Below are 13291 nucleotides of genomic sequence, written 5' to 3' on the forward strand. Positions count from 1 at the left end.
TTTCCTGTTAATTTTGCTCTATTAACAATTATTTTAACCAACAATTAACATCAAATTATTATGAACAAATCAGAATTAATCGACGCTATCGCTGCTGATGCAGGAATTACAAAAGCTGCTGCAAAATTGGCATTAGAATCATTTTTAGGAAATGTAGGTGGAACTTTGAAAAAAGGTGGTAAAGTATCTTTAGTAGGTTTCGGATCATGGTCTGTATCTGCAAGAGCTGCAAGAGACGGAAGAAATCCTCAAACTGGAAAAACTATTCAAATCGCTGCAAAAAATGTTGTAAAATTCAAAGCTGGAGCAGATTTAGAAGGAGCTGTAAACTAAATAACAGTTTAACTCATATAATTAAACCTTCCAACTGGAAGGTTTTTTTATGCTTTTAATCGATTTAAACTCATTAAATTTGGTTATTCCATTTAATTTTTCTTAAATTTAATTAAAAATAGAGCCTTATGATTTCAGAAAAATTAAAAAAAGGATATTTACTTGTTGCTGAACCCTCTATAATTGGCGACTTATCATTCAATAGATCCGTTATACTTTTGGCAGATCATAATGTAGATGGCTCAGTAGGTTTCATTATGAACAAACCATTAAAGTACAGTATTAATGATTTGATTCCAGAAATAAACGCCAATTTCAAGATTTTTAATGGCGGGCCAGTAGAACAAGACAATCTTTATTTCATTCACAATATTCCAGAATTGATACCAAACAGTATCGAAATTTCAAATGGCATATATTGGGGTGGTGATTTTGAATCTACAAAAGAACTTATCAATAAAGGTGAAATTAAAAAAGAAAACATTCGTTTCTTTTTAGGCTATACCGGTTGGGAAGAACATCAACTTGAGAAAGAAATGGAATCAAACTCCTGGATAATAACTAGAAATAATTATGAAAATAAAATAATAGCCAAGTCAACCACTCATTTCTGGAAAGAACAAATTATGGAACTTGGCGGAGAATATCTTATTTGGTCAAACGCACCAGAGAATCCGTATTTAAACTAAATCTACTTTTATAAAATCATTTAATTTTGCTACTAAAATCTTTGCAAGTTCCGTTGAAAACTCTTTTTTTCGGTATTTTGTTATGGGTTGAACTCCTTTAATCACATTGGTTACAAATAATTCATCTGCTTTTTGAAGGTCAAACGGTGAAATTATTTCTTCTACAACTTCAATAGTTGAGATTTTTTTGGCTATTTCCAAAACTTGCTTTCTCATGACACCATTCAAACACCCTTCGGAAACTGGAGGGGTAATCAATTTATTTCCTATTAGCATAAAAATATTGCCTTGTAAAGCCTCCACTACATTTTTACTATCATTCAATAAAATACAATTGTCAAGTCCGTTTTCGCTTGCATAAATACTAGCGGTAACATTTAGTAAACGATTCGTAGTTTTTATGGACGACAATAATTGTTTGGTCACATAGAAATCTTTGTACAAATCAACTTCATACTCTTTTTCATCAAATAAATAGGTTTGATTTTCAAGAGAAACTACCTGAATTAAAAAAGAAACAGTATTGGTTTTTGGCAAATAATATCCTCCGTCATTTCTACACACTGTGATTCTTGCTCGAGAAGACGATTCTAAGCCGTTTTTTTTAACCAAAGAGAGAATTTGCTCCTCAAGATACTCCATCGTGAAATCCATTGGAATTTCCATCCTTACAACACGCATAGAAGACATTAGTCTAAAATAATGATCTTCTAGGAATAGAATTTTAGAATTTATAATTTTGATTGTTTCAAAAACTGCGTCGCCATATAAAAAACCACGATTATTCGCCACTATGTTTGCATCCTCTGACACTATCATTCCGTTAAAATTTATCATAAAAAAAGCCTGAATTAATTCAGGCAAATATAAGGTATAAAATACAATTTTACTAGACCGAACCTATTACATGTTTCAAGTCAGAAATTTGATTTTCCCACAATTGAGTTGCTTCTTCAACCTCTTCTTTATGAGCAAAGTCAACAACCAATAAAGAAACATCCTTGGTAAGTTCGTCAACTAATATATTCAATTCAAAAAAATATTCGGTATCCTTATTGTTATCATCAATCCATTTGAATTTAACTTTTTCTCCTGACTTTTTAGAAGCAAGCCTGGCTTTTTCTTCAGAGTCATTCCAAATAAATGTAAAAAATTCACCACGTGAATTTACATTGTCTGCAAACCATTCCGACAATCCAGAAGGAGTTGAGATGTATTGATACAATAGTTGTGGGGATGAATTAATAGGGAATTCGATTTCGTAACGTACTTTTGAATCCATAAACAGCGTTTAATTTTTTGGAAATATATAGATTATTACGCCAAAAAAAAAGGAATTCTAAAAATATTTTTTTTTATTCTTTTTTTGTTTGCAAACTCTAATTATTGTTTTATATTTGCACCCGCATTCAGGGACAGTAATTGTCCCGAATATGGCGAGGTAGCTCAGTCGGTTAGAGCGCAGGATTCATAACCCTGAGGTCCCGAGTTCAAATCTCGGTCTCGCTACTAGGTTGAAAGACTAAAAAATGTAGATTTTATGCGGCTTTAGAGTGATTTAAAGCCGCTTTTTTTATGTCTAAAATCATCGCCCTTTTAACAAATGAACACGCTAGCGCACACGTTTTGAGTTTAAAAAAGAAATATTCTACACCCAATATTTACGATGCCAATGGAGATTTATCCAAGAGATGGTACGTGTATTATTCCTTCAGAAATCCTGAAACTGACAAGCTAGAAAGACAAACTCATATCTATGCTGGCGTAAATAAATTCAAAACTCTCAGAGAACGTAAGAATGCCATTAAGATCTTAGCTCAAGCCGTTGAGAACATTTTGGAAAGCGGATACAATCCTTACGAGGATGAAGAAATCGTTTCTACTAGTGAAGAAAAGAAATATACCATTGAAGATGCTATTACTTTTTCTTTGGAATTAAAAAAGAATACCTTAAAAGATAACAGTTTTCGAGATTACAGGGTAAGAATAAAATCATTTGAAAAATGGCTTTATGCCAATGGATTTGAAAACCGTACCATCAATTCTGTAGATAAAAAAACAATTGTAACGTTTTTGAATAGTGTTTTATCGACTACTAGTGCTAAAAACCGTAACAACACCCGAGCTATTTTATCTATGTTTTTTCAGTCATTGGAAGACAACGACATTATTCCAGACAATTTTGTCAAAAAAATCAATGTCTTAAAATCCAATCCTGAGCGAAACAAAACCTATAGCAGTAAACAAGAAGTTGACATTTTCAACTATCTAAAAAGTAATGATGAATTAATGTTACTGTTCATTCAATTCATTTCTTATAATCATTTACGCCCCGTTGAAGTGGTTCGTTTACAAATAAAAGACGTAAACGTAAAAGATAGAAGGATTTACGTGAGAGCCAAAAACAAAGCCGTAAAAGTGAAAATCATTCCCGAGATATTACTTTCTACTTTACCCGATTTAGAGAAATTCCATCCAGAGAGTTATTTATTTACTCCTAATGGAATTGGGCATGAGTGGGCAACAAATGAAACTGACAAAAGAGATTATTTCAGTAAACGTTTCAAAAAAGTAAAAGATAGCTTAGGCTTAGGTAAGGATTATGGTCTTTACAGTTTTCGACACACTTTCATTACCAAACTGTACCATGAATTTGTAAAAAACAGCACTCCATTTGAAGCTAAAAGCAAATTGATGTTGATTACAGGTCACGAAACAATGGTTGCTTTGGATAAATATTTACGTGATATTGATGCAGTTCTTCCTGAGGATTATTCACAACATATTAATAATGCTCAATAAATAGTTTTCTTCTATTTTTTGAGCATTATATTATACGTTTCAAGATCCCACTTTTGATTTTTTAAGTGAACATAATTGGGGTTATCGATTAGTTTGGGTTCCAAATTGAATTCCTTCAAAGTTTCAGCCAACATTAATTGTTCGAAATAAATGGGCATGAATCGAAGTATTCCTTTTTTGGCAAATTTTTCATAATTATCAGCAATAAATTGATGCGCTTTTTTACAAAATTCAGCATTGAAAATTAAATCTTTACAACCATAAACTCCCATATTAAAGGCATGAGTATGGTGTTTTTCAGCTTGTCTGTAGCTTTCTTTAAAAAAAGCACCATTATCAATACTTTCAACCAAAACAGAATCAAATTCGGGTTGATGTCCTAAAATCACATCTAAATCAAGGAATAAAAAAGGCGTGTTTTGTGCTTCATAAGCAAAAATTTTAGGCATAGCCCAAAGCTCTTTATCAAATGGTCTTGGTTCTTGAATGATAATATGTATCCCTTGAATGTCTTTGATATGCTTTGCAAATTCATCGTTGGTATAAAAATAGACCTCTGAATAAAACCGCAAAGCATCTTTGATAGATTTTCTAAGGAACCATTGTTGAAAATCAGGTTTTACCCATTCTCTACTTAGAATTGTGGGATGAAAAGTATAAATCACTCTCATTGAAAACTATTACCAAACAGGTTGAAAATTCACTGGTGAATATTTGAAATGGCTTACTAAAAAATTAATCTTCACATTGGAATAGGCCTGCGTTACAAAGATGTTCGCATTTCGCCAGTATTCAACATTAGTAAATCGAAAAGGAATGTTATTTCCTGATGCATCTCGAATACTTAACACATCTATTACTTCTCCATTAGCAGTATCAGGTAAAGCAATAGTGTTTAGACCATTAACCAAATCCACATATTTAAAAGCAAATTCAACTACACGTTCCACTGTAGCTAAACTCATCAACGCTTTGTAAACACCATCCGTATCGATCATTCCCAAAGTTCCCGAAGGAATTCCTTGCTCATTGAATAGGCTGACAAACGTTTGTCTATCGCCATTTGCAGTTATATAATCCATTAATGAATACCCATCATAGTTTGGACTATACCCAGAATTGGGTTCGAATCGATTGGGAATTGGTCCCGAAGTTCCTGTTCCTGGTACTCCTTGTTCTCCCCTTTCTCCTTGAATACCCTGATCGCCTTTTTCGCCTTTAATACCCTGAAGTCCTTGTTCCCCTTTATCTCCTTTTGTGCCTTGAATGCCCTGTTCTCCTTGAACACCTTGAATTCCTTGTTCGCCTTTTTCTCCTTGGATTCCCTGAATACCTTGTTCCCCTTGGATTCCTTGCTCTCCCTGAATGCCCTGTTCACCAGTTCCACCATCACAACAATTGTCGGTAAAAAAGAATTTTTCAGCCAATTCAATTAAAAAAGCATTGAAGTTTTGAGCCATAATCATCGGTTCACATAATTCAGTAGCTACCTGCAAATAATCCATAACAAAAGGATTGTTCCCAAAAGAAGCTTCGGATTGGATTTTAAACTGAGTAACCGAAGAAGGAACACCAACCACATTTTGTGCCGGACTAAAAGAGGTAATTAGGAAATTGTCTTGTGTGCGAAACAACAAGACATTTCCGTTTTTATCTTTTACAAATTTTACAATTTTGCTCATATTTAGAAATTAAGCCGCTCTTCTAACTTTTCTTTTTCTAACTACTCTCCTTTTTGGTGTTTTTGCTTTAGCAACTCTTTTTACCACACGTTTTTTTACTGGCTTTTTTGGTTGTGCCACTTTGACTACTTTTCCGCCTTTGATGTATTTGTAGCCTTTTTTTAGTGTACCATCTACTTTCAAGCCTGTGGCTTTTACTACTCTAGTACACACGGTTTTTAAACCTCTCACACTTGGTTTTTTTAATCCTGCTTTCATAATTTCAATTTTAGTTCTAAGTTCTTTTTTACTTTGGTCAGCTAAATCAATTAAGGTTTGCCAAGCTTTCTGTTCCTTTATAGATCTGGCTTCGTTTCTTTTAAATCTAAAGGCATTGGATTGTTTGGTTTCAAATAACAATCTTGCTTCGAGTTGTTTGATCGTTTCCATACTTAATTTACGCTAAATGATAATCTTCTTTTACTAGTGGTTACAGTTGGTGTTTCCGTTCCACTTCGCATTAATCGCTTATTGAAAATATTGAACTTCAAACTATCCAAAGGTTTGTCTTGATAGCGGTTTTTGTCGGCATAGACATAATTCTCACGATAATCCGTTTTCTTTTCGGTAAATAAAACAATATCGGCATCAAACTGACTTTTGCTTCCGCCACGCATTTTACCATCAGTGGTTTGTTGGAAAATCACAAGGAATAATTTACCATCGTATTTTTTTCGCAAGTCTTTATCTACCTCAAATCCTTTGTGTATTTCCTGCATTTTGGTAAAGCTATCAATGACAATCACATCATTTTTGGCAATGAGCTGCTCTAATTCCTGCACCGATTTTACTTCGGGAGCTTCAATATGATTCATGGCTTTGGCATTTAAATATTGCTCGGCTTTGTCAAAATATAAATTACTCTCGGGATGCTCTTCGATACTGGCGTGGCCCACTTTGTAGTTTTGTGCCATGGCATTCATAAACTGAAAAGCCATTCTAGTCTTCATGGAACCTTGTCCACCTGTTAATGAAATCACGACACTTTCTTTGTTCTTGCGCTCAATTTGACCTAAAAACTGCGCCATTTCTGTGTTGTCAATCTTGAAATAATTGACGTTTTTAGACTTGTTTGCCATTTTATAAGCCAAAGTATTTCGGTTGGTTTTGTTCCCTTTTACCGCTCCAAACAAAGCATATTGACCGCCTTCTATTTTTGGTTCCTCTACCGTTTCCGTTTTGTCAACTGTTGGTTTTGGTTGAACAACTTTCTTCTTTGTCGTTTTGGGCTTCACTGCCATATCAATGACTTTTTTAGGCTTTCGGTTATTGCCTTTAACGAGTTCTTTCAAAGCCAATACAAATTGCTTGGTTTCTAAATAGACCAAAATTTGGTCTTCCTTTTTACCCGCTTGCATTTCTGCCACTTCAAAAATTTTGGTTTTGGTGTTGTAGTTGATGAGCAATCCATCTACATTGATTTTTCCAAAACTTCTCGGCTCAAAAACCACTTCGTTACTTTCTTTATATTCCGTGGCTTTAAGTTCAATTTTATGCATCATCAAAAATCCATTTCCAATATCTCTTAAAGAAGCGATTGCATTGGTGTCAATTTTTGGTGTTGGTTTTTTGACTGGTGTTTTTGCTTTTGATTGTGTTGTTTTTTTGGCTGGAGTAGCTTTTGCTTTTTTGGGCGTAGCTACTTTGGATACACGCTTGGTTGTCGGTTTTTTCACTTTGCCTTCTGACTTCAAAAGTTCCTTAACAAACAAGAAATCACCGTTAGCATCAGGTTGCAAAATATAATCCGCTGCTTTTTGAGCTTGGCTACTGGCTTTCATCAAGAAACGATTGTCATTTTCTAAATTAGGCAACAACACATCGTTCCATCCTTTTAAATAGCCCGCATGGTTTTTATTGGTATAAAACATAATCCCTGCTTGTGCCGATAAAAACACGGCTCCAAACTCTGCAATCAACTCTTCAAAAGCATATTCAGCCGACCCAAACTCATTGGCCAAATCTCTTTTCAATCGGCTAACATGTCCTGTACTGTGGCTTAATTCGTGAAAATAGGTTCTGTAAAAATCCTCCGAAGTTTTGAATTTTGATAATTCAGGCATGCTCAACAAATCCTTTGCAGGCACATAAAAAGCTCTGCTTCCTGTAAATCGAATTTCAGGTTGTGGCTTGGGATAATTTCTCACTATCGCTTCGGCTACCCCAATTTTCTGATTGTTTCCAGTTTCTATTTCATTGTTCACTACTTTGCCTAACAACGGAAAATTTTCTAAATCAAAATCGATTCCTTCTATATCTTGTCCGTTGAAGACATTGTAGTATTTCAAGAAATAGACTGTCTTTTTATCGCCTTTCTCTAATTTGTTATCTTCAATTACCGAATTCAATCTTTCAATTTCAGCATCGGAATATTCTTTGTCGTAGGTTGAATAATAAATCACACGATACCCATGACTTCCTTTTTTGATTTTCCCGCCTTTCTCTTGAATTTGCTTGAACGTCAAAAAATAAGGATTATCCAACATCCCAAAAAGCGGTGACAACATCACCACATTTACCCCTCGATAGGCTTTTTTGGAAATGAAATTATAAGGAACCAAATAGCCTTCTTCTTTCCAAGCTCTTTTGTAATCACCTTTGTTAGCATCCTTGATTAAATCAATCATGCGCTTGGTCACCATATCATAGATTTCATCGGGAGAAACGGGTTTTCCCAATCCAATATCTTCGGATTCTGGAATAAAATCCAAACCATTCAACAAGCCTGTATGTCCTTGAACATCCACACCATTTAACCCAAAAGCCGATTCGGTATGTTGTAATTCAATTAAAAAAGTATCGGCTGTATAGGCTTGCAACACTTTTCTAATTCGGTTAGAAATAGTGGAATTTTGCTCTTTTTCGGATTTTACTAATAAGCTTTCAAGTGTTTCTCTAGTAATCACTTTCCCGTTTAAGTTGTTGAATTCTTCTGCTAAAGTCATATTATGAAAGTGTATAATCGATTCCTAAAATGCTTACTACGGCTTCTGTTCTAATCTCGTTTATTTTGAAACCATCATTTCGTAAAATGGTGATTGCGGTGGTAATAGCGGTTTGTAAATCTAGTTTTACAGGGATTTCTTTGAGTATGATATTGGAATTGGCTGGAATATTGATCGAGTTAATATTCACTTCGGAACTCCCAAAAAGCATATTTCTTTTGTCATAAAACAAAATGCGTTTTAAGGTCACGGCAACAATATTGGCATCAAAATTCACTTGGGTTGGATTAACCATTTTCAAATCCAAAAGAAACGTCACAAAGGGAACTCCATCATTCCATTTGACATCAAACTTTTTGAAAGCCACTGGATACACTTTCACGAATTGAAACTGCTCAATGATTTTCTTGATTTTATTGCCTAATAAAAAATAGCCAACTACTGCCACTATGCCCACACCGATGATAATTTTTCGTACACTCATTTTGTGATTATTAAAACAATTACACCCACACTTTAGCTACTCGCCACACCAAAACACCAAGAGTTATACTTCCCAAAATCGCCAAAATCTTAACCCAAATGGGAATGTATTTCACAGGCACTTGAACTTTTTCATTTTCAATGGCTACCGTGTTTGTGATTTTGTTACTCGCTGACTTTTCGTTTTGGGTTTGCGCCATTTTCTGCCAACCCACGATCATTTTTTTTATGGTATCGTAATAAATACCCATTGCATTATCTCCTGATTTCTTTTTGCTATTGAGCTGAATTAAAAGTTGGTCAAGGGTCATTTGCGTGATACTATCACATTCGGGTTTTAGGGTTTTCACTTTGGAAACCTTAATAAATAAACTATCTAAAACGGCTTGGTTGACAACCGTTACTTTCAAGCTATCCGCTTTGTAGGTTACCACTCGTTCAATGGTATGTGTTTTTTCTAAGGGTTTTGAAGCGCACCCATTCATCAAAAGGGTAAGCATGAAAACGAACGCTAAAACCAAAAGGGTTTGCAAAAAGGTTTTTAATGGATTCTCGGATTGATAATTTGGATTCATGGTTATCTAAATTTTGTTTTTATGACACTTTTTAGCACATCAAAAAAGCTACTGATTAAGTCTTCAACCTCACTATGGATTAAAGTGGAAAAGGAACCTCCCCAAGCACAAATGACATAGGTTAGAATTTTATTCAAATTCAAATACTGGTCGCATACGGCATAGACCGAGAAAGCCACAAAAAAACTCATAATGCCTTCAGCAAGAAACCAACTCAGTCTTGGCTTTTTCCCTTTGGATATGGCATTATAAACTTTGGTAAAAACGCCAGCCAAAACCACAATGAGAAAAAGAAAATAATCCTGATATTCTTTGATACTATTTAAGAAGGTACTTTTCATTTTTGGAAGGCTTTTTTATTAGTAAATACGAGCCAATCCCAAGCGTAGCTATAACTAGGCTTGGCAGAAGCAGTTGGGTGATTATTCGGTTTGGGCTTTTTTTTTTCGAATACAAAACGAGACAAACGATTGAGCCATCCTCTTAAATTCACACCGCCCAAGCTTCGGTAATACTTCTCTCTTGATTTTTTTAATTCGAAATGCAAAAACTCTGGATTCGATGCGTTTATGAGCGCAATGGTATCTCTTGAAATCTTGCTGTCAACTTTTATTTTGGCTCCAAATCGGTCTTTCAATACTTGTTTGACAAACATTCGTTTTCCCGAGTTGAAATAATGATCTACAATAAGATTCGCCACCGATTGATTTTCAATTTCATCGGCATTGCAAGCATCCCAATAATATTTTTTTGCAATCAAAACCGCTGTAGATAAAGGCAGATTTTTCATATCGCTTACTGTTGGCGGGCGTTTGATATACGTTTCATAAACGGGTGCTGATATTCCGTACTTGGTTCCCACCATTTGCCCAAGGGAGTTGGTATTGCCTTTACGGTCGGAAATTTTGTTTTGATACCCTCCTTCCGCTTTTAGTAATTCGGGTAGAAATAAATTGAAATTTGCCATTACAATAGTACTTTTTGTGGTTCACTGTTTTTATTTCCCATGAGCAACAACAATCCAATGATGGCTACTACTCCGAGTATAACTTTGGTTTCTGATTTCATATTTGTAAAATTTATTTTTTAAAGGTCAAATATGGTATCGCCTTTTATTTATCAGTGTTTGTTTGCAACAAACTTGTTATTAGTGGCGATTTCATCTTAATACGGTTTTACGGCATTGCCATTCACAAAATAATACACCCCATTGCGGTTGATTAAATATTGACCGCCCACTTTTGAAGCGACAAACACGCCTATATATTCTCCATAATCAAAGCTCCCACCGATAAAAGGTTTAGTTCCTGTATTGAAGTAGGTTCCTTCTGCTGTTTTTTGGGCATTGAAAACACTCACATCATTTTGAATCGCCATTACTTTTTGTCCTTTTTTTGGTAAAACAAAAGCGGTTGGTTGTGCTTTACTGGCTACTTTCTTTTTAGCATACCCATTGATACTGATTTTGGTGACTCCTTTTTTGGCCAATAATGCAGCTTTGGTCATGTTTCCAAAATCGCCATCAATTTTAACGCCCAACAAGCGTTGCAATTCTCGCACTTCAAGCCCTTTACTTCCTTTAAACAATAGTTTGTTTTTGTCTAAAACGGCTCCTACTGTGGGTTGTTGAATCATTACTTTTGGGGTTGCTGGTGCTACGGGTTCTGGAGTATAAACCATCAAATCCTCTTCGGCTTCTTTTTTCTTTTTCTTCCAATACAGAAAACCTAAAATTCCCGCTCCAACTACTGCTGTTCCTACTAGCACTTTATTTTCTTTGCTCACTTTCATATTCTACATTATAAATACATTGGAAATTTTTTTCGCAACAAATGATAATCGGCATCATTTAACTCTTCTCTCAACCACGTTTTCAAAGGCAATGGGGTTCCGCCAATGGTATTGTAACCTAAAAAGCGGTTGTAATTTCTAAGTCCAAACGCTTTACTAATTAATCCGAATTGAGCTTGTGAAACTCCTGTTAGTTCCTCAATGATTGTTTGCTCATCTGTGCCGGTGTAAATGTTCATGGCATTGTACAAGGCTGTGGCTTTTTGACTGGCTGAAAAAACTGGAATCATATTCACATCGCCTTCATCAATATATTTGGTTCCTCCACCTAAAACCGATTGTCCGTTTTTATTCTTCTTGGTTAGAAAAAAAATCCCTGTTCCAATAACCAAAACCGATACGCCTAGTAGTATTTTCGTTTTACTTGTCATTAGAAAAATCCTTTTATTAAAAATCGCAACTTGGCAATGTCGGTTTCATTGAACTGATCTTGCAACCATTCTACTAAATTCATCTTAACCAACGTGGCACTTCTTCGCTCTCCAAACTCATTGTACACCATAATAAACCCGTTGTGATTCAAACCTGTTAAGTTGTTCTCTACGGTTTTGTAATTGGCTCCAAAACCCAGCAATGCCGTGTAAATGGCTTCGGCTCTTGCTTTGGCTTGGGTTACATTGATATTGCTTGGTTTGTATCTTTTGTCGGCTAGTAACTGTTGGAATCCTTTGAAAATTTTATAGTAGGCAAAGGCAAAAATTCCGCCCAAGAGTGCCACTTTCAAAACGGTCATTCCTGTTGGGCTCAACCTCATTGTACTTTCCATCTTCCTTTTTTATTAAGCAGTTAAAAACCCTTTTATCATCTCAAAATTCGTTTTCAATTGGGTGATGGCTGATTTATTCTTGGATAGTTCTGCCAACTTGGTCAGCACTTCCGCATCGAGTTTGGCGAGTTCTTTGATTGCCGATGTCTTTGGTTTTAACTCAAAAGGGGTTTTGGCAACCACTTCGATTTGAATGCTTTGTTTTACGATTCCCATAAGTGATGTTTTTTTAATAATTCTGCTAATTCATTTGAAAATTCAGCATTAGAATTCAATCCATTGTTGATGCTATCTAGGACGTTTACCACAGAATCGTCAATGTTTTGCAAAGCCGTTGCAAACTGTTTTTTAGCTGGTGAAGTGAAACTTTCCACCGCATTTCCCAAACCCACAGGCGGTGTACCTTTGACAAAACTCATCAAAGCGGGCAATTGTTGAATGGCTCCTAACAACATTTCTTGATTGCCTTTGCTTTTGTTAATGTCATATTTGGAAGCCAAGCGTTCTTCTTTCAGCTCTTCATTTTGCTTTTTAAACTCTTTATTTTCGGCTTTCAAGACTTCATTTTCGGTCAACAATCGTTGGGCATCGCCTTTGGCTACAAATAAATTAATCATGTCCAGTGTTCCTAAACCATACGAATTCTGAAAAAAATCAGTGGGCTGTTGTGGTACATTTGGTGCTTTAGGTGCTGGCATTGGCTCGGAAGTATCTTTTGAAAAATTGACTTCAAAACTTTGACCATCAATTTTGAACGTACTTCCGTTTTTACGTTTCAAACTCAAACTTAATCGCTTGTGACCGTTGGCAAAAAGGGTTTCAAAAAACTGTTCTGCCGTTCCTTCATCAGCTGTGATTTCAGCATGGGTTTTATTGCGAAACACAAACGAATTGGTATCCAAATCGAAAACCGAAACTGCCGAATATTGGTCGGTGTTTAATTTTTCTATGAGATGATCTAATTCCTGCATCGTATTAATTTTTTATAGACAATATCTAGTTCTTTTTTGTTCCAACTGAATTTTGAAAATTCACTCGAACCATTGGTATCCGTTGGTGCAAATCGAATGGACAATTCCACTTTTGAAGTTGAACCATCCGAGACTACAATCGTTAATCGCTCCTT

Annotated in this window: 18 protein-coding genes and 1 tRNA gene; 4 read left to right on the forward strand and 15 right to left on the reverse strand. The window is 35.3% G+C overall.

The annotated features are described in order from the left end of the window. Positions 1 to 60 precede the first annotated feature (60 nt). On the forward strand, positions 61 to 333 hold the full coding sequence (locus AC8GF4_RS05065) for an HU family DNA-binding protein (RefSeq protein WP_264566862.1): 273 nt from the start codon (positions 61 to 63) through the stop codon (positions 331 to 333). A gap of 128 nt (positions 334 to 461) precedes the next feature. Continuing rightward, positions 462 to 1022 (forward strand): YqgE/AlgH family protein, encoded by a 561-nt coding sequence (locus AC8GF4_RS05070; RefSeq protein ID WP_506593135.1) that lies wholly within the window; start codon positions 462 to 464, stop codon positions 1020 to 1022. Here AC8GF4_RS05070 and AC8GF4_RS05075 read toward each other — a convergent pair. Then, positions 1014 to 1859: an aminotransferase class IV gene (locus AC8GF4_RS05075; protein ID WP_506593136.1), complete on the reverse strand. Its 846-nt coding sequence runs from the start codon at positions 1857 to 1859 to the stop codon at positions 1014 to 1016. The two genes, AC8GF4_RS05070 and AC8GF4_RS05075, sit on opposite strands and share 9 nt — an antisense overlap. A 52-nt stretch (positions 1860 to 1911) precedes the next feature. Then, a complete protein-coding gene (locus AC8GF4_RS05080; protein ID WP_506593137.1) occupies positions 1912 to 2304 on the reverse strand; it encodes an START-like domain-containing protein in 393 nt (130 codons plus the stop codon). A 153-nt stretch (positions 2305 to 2457) separates the two neighbouring features. On the opposite strand from AC8GF4_RS05080, the gene AC8GF4_RS05085 reads away from it, so the two are divergent. Beyond that, positions 2458 to 2531, forward strand: a tRNA-Met gene (locus AC8GF4_RS05085). A gap of 66 nt (positions 2532 to 2597) precedes the next feature. Next, entirely contained in the window at positions 2598 to 3824 is a 1227-nt protein-coding gene (locus AC8GF4_RS05090; RefSeq protein ID WP_506593138.1) for a tyrosine-type recombinase/integrase, read from the forward strand. Between the two features lie 11 nt (positions 3825 to 3835). Here the strand turns inward: AC8GF4_RS05090 and AC8GF4_RS05095 are convergent, their stop codons facing one another. The 13 genes from AC8GF4_RS05095 to AC8GF4_RS05155 all read right to left on the reverse strand — a co-directional run bounded on the left by AC8GF4_RS05095 (position 3836) and on the right by AC8GF4_RS05155 (position 13136). Beyond that, positions 3836 to 4495, reverse strand: coding sequence for a DUF6734 family protein (locus tag AC8GF4_RS05095; protein WP_506593140.1), 660 nt, complete (start codon positions 4493 to 4495; stop codon positions 3836 to 3838). 9 nt (positions 4496 to 4504) lie between these two features. Next, positions 4505 to 5506, reverse strand: a complete 1002-nt coding sequence (locus AC8GF4_RS05100; protein ID WP_506593141.1) for a hypothetical protein — start codon at positions 5504 to 5506, stop codon at positions 4505 to 4507. A 9-nt stretch (positions 5507 to 5515) separates the two neighbouring features. After that, entirely contained in the window at positions 5516 to 5935 is a 420-nt protein-coding gene (locus AC8GF4_RS05105) for a hypothetical protein (protein ID WP_506593143.1), read from the reverse strand. 2 nt (positions 5936 to 5937) lie between these two features. Then, complete coding sequence (locus AC8GF4_RS05110; protein ID WP_506593145.1) at positions 5938 to 8490, reverse strand: zincin-like metallopeptidase domain-containing protein; 2553 nt, start codon at positions 8488 to 8490, stop codon at positions 5938 to 5940. Between the two features lies 1 nt (position 8491). Then, entirely contained in the window at positions 8492 to 8974 is a 483-nt protein-coding gene (locus tag AC8GF4_RS05115; RefSeq protein ID WP_064714434.1) for a hypothetical protein, read from the reverse strand. A 19-nt stretch (positions 8975 to 8993) separates the two neighbouring features. After that, the gene (locus AC8GF4_RS05120) at positions 8994 to 9548 is read right to left on the reverse strand and encodes a hypothetical protein (RefSeq protein WP_506593147.1); all 555 of its coding nucleotides are present in this window, start codon (positions 9546 to 9548) and stop codon (positions 8994 to 8996) included. Between the two features lie 2 nt (positions 9549 to 9550). Then, positions 9551 to 9889: a hypothetical protein gene (locus AC8GF4_RS05125; protein ID WP_064714432.1), complete on the reverse strand. Its 339-nt coding sequence runs from the start codon at positions 9887 to 9889 to the stop codon at positions 9551 to 9553. After that, complete coding sequence (locus AC8GF4_RS05130; RefSeq protein ID WP_294961152.1) at positions 9886 to 10515, reverse strand: glycoside hydrolase family 108 protein; 630 nt, start codon at positions 10513 to 10515, stop codon at positions 9886 to 9888. The genes AC8GF4_RS05125 and AC8GF4_RS05130 overlap by 4 nt, the downstream gene beginning before the upstream one ends. A gap of 197 nt (positions 10516 to 10712) precedes the next feature. Beyond that, positions 10713 to 11339, reverse strand: coding sequence for a peptidoglycan-binding domain-containing protein (locus tag AC8GF4_RS05135; RefSeq protein ID WP_506593148.1), 627 nt, complete (start codon positions 11337 to 11339; stop codon positions 10713 to 10715). A gap of 8 nt (positions 11340 to 11347) precedes the next feature. Continuing rightward, positions 11348 to 11770, reverse strand: a complete 423-nt coding sequence (locus AC8GF4_RS05140; RefSeq protein ID WP_506593149.1) for a hypothetical protein — start codon at positions 11768 to 11770, stop codon at positions 11348 to 11350. Further along, a complete protein-coding gene (locus AC8GF4_RS05145) occupies positions 11770 to 12165 on the reverse strand; it encodes a hypothetical protein (protein WP_506593150.1) in 396 nt (131 codons plus the stop codon). Before AC8GF4_RS05145 ends, AC8GF4_RS05140 begins: the two co-directional genes overlap by 1 nt. A 12-nt stretch (positions 12166 to 12177) precedes the next feature. Next, positions 12178 to 12381 (reverse strand): hypothetical protein, encoded by a 204-nt coding sequence (locus AC8GF4_RS05150; RefSeq protein WP_506593151.1) that lies wholly within the window; start codon positions 12379 to 12381, stop codon positions 12178 to 12180. Beyond that, a complete protein-coding gene (locus AC8GF4_RS05155) occupies positions 12369 to 13136 on the reverse strand; it encodes a hypothetical protein (protein WP_506593153.1) in 768 nt (255 codons plus the stop codon). The genes AC8GF4_RS05150 and AC8GF4_RS05155 overlap by 13 nt, the downstream gene beginning before the upstream one ends. Between the last annotated feature and the right edge of the window lie 155 nt (positions 13137 to 13291).

It is taken from the genome of Flavobacterium rarum (SeqCode) (assembly GCF_965234445.1).
GTDB lineage: Bacteria > Bacteroidota > Bacteroidia > Flavobacteriales > Flavobacteriaceae > Flavobacterium > Flavobacterium rarum.

Bases quoted from the DNA above. Each gene is read 5' to 3' on its own strand.
- AC8GF4_RS05075 (WP_506593136.1), bottom strand. From the start codon at position 1,859: ATGATAAATTTTAACGGAATGATAGTGTCAGAGGATGCAAACATAGTG.
- AC8GF4_RS05135 (WP_506593148.1), bottom strand. From the start codon at position 11,339: ATGAAAGTGAGCAAAGAAAATAAAGTGCTAGTAGGAACAGCAGTAGTT.
- AC8GF4_RS05090 (WP_506593138.1), top strand. From the start codon at position 2,598: ATGTCTAAAATCATCGCCCTTTTAACAAATGAACACGCTAGCGCACAC.
- AC8GF4_RS05120 (WP_506593147.1), bottom strand. From the start codon at position 9,548: ATGAATCCAAATTATCAATCCGAGAATCCATTAAAAACCTTTTTGCAA.
- AC8GF4_RS05130 (WP_294961152.1), bottom strand. From the start codon at position 10,515: ATGGCAAATTTCAATTTATTTCTACCCGAATTACTAAAAGCGGAAGGA.
- AC8GF4_RS05070 (WP_506593135.1), top strand. From the start codon at position 462: ATGATTTCAGAAAAATTAAAAAAAGGATATTTACTTGTTGCTGAACCC.
- AC8GF4_RS05145 (WP_506593150.1), bottom strand. From the start codon at position 12,165: ATGGAAAGTACAATGAGGTTGAGCCCAACAGGAATGACCGTTTTGAAA.
- AC8GF4_RS05105 (WP_506593143.1), bottom strand. From the start codon at position 5,935: ATGGAAACGATCAAACAACTCGAAGCAAGATTGTTATTTGAAACCAAA.
- AC8GF4_RS05140 (WP_506593149.1), bottom strand. From the start codon at position 11,770: ATGACAAGTAAAACGAAAATACTACTAGGCGTATCGGTTTTGGTTATT.
- AC8GF4_RS05065 (WP_264566862.1), top strand. From the start codon at position 61: ATGAACAAATCAGAATTAATCGACGCTATCGCTGCTGATGCAGGAATT.
- AC8GF4_RS05125 (WP_064714432.1), bottom strand. From the start codon at position 9,889: ATGAAAAGTACCTTCTTAAATAGTATCAAAGAATATCAGGATTATTTT.
- AC8GF4_RS05080 (WP_506593137.1), bottom strand. From the start codon at position 2,304: ATGGATTCAAAAGTACGTTACGAAATCGAATTCCCTATTAATTCATCC.
- AC8GF4_RS05110 (WP_506593145.1), bottom strand. From the start codon at position 8,490: ATGACTTTAGCAGAAGAATTCAACAACTTAAACGGGAAAGTGATTACT.
- AC8GF4_RS05100 (WP_506593141.1), bottom strand. From the start codon at position 5,506: ATGAGCAAAATTGTAAAATTTGTAAAAGATAAAAACGGAAATGTCTTG.
- AC8GF4_RS05095 (WP_506593140.1), bottom strand. From the start codon at position 4,495: ATGAGAGTGATTTATACTTTTCATCCCACAATTCTAAGTAGAGAATGG.
- AC8GF4_RS05155 (WP_506593153.1), bottom strand. From the start codon at position 13,136: ATGCAGGAATTAGATCATCTCATAGAAAAATTAAACACCGACCAATAT.
- AC8GF4_RS05115 (WP_064714434.1), bottom strand. From the start codon at position 8,974: ATGAGTGTACGAAAAATTATCATCGGTGTGGGCATAGTGGCAGTAGTT.
- AC8GF4_RS05150 (WP_506593151.1), bottom strand. From the start codon at position 12,381: ATGGGAATCGTAAAACAAAGCATTCAAATCGAAGTGGTTGCCAAAACC.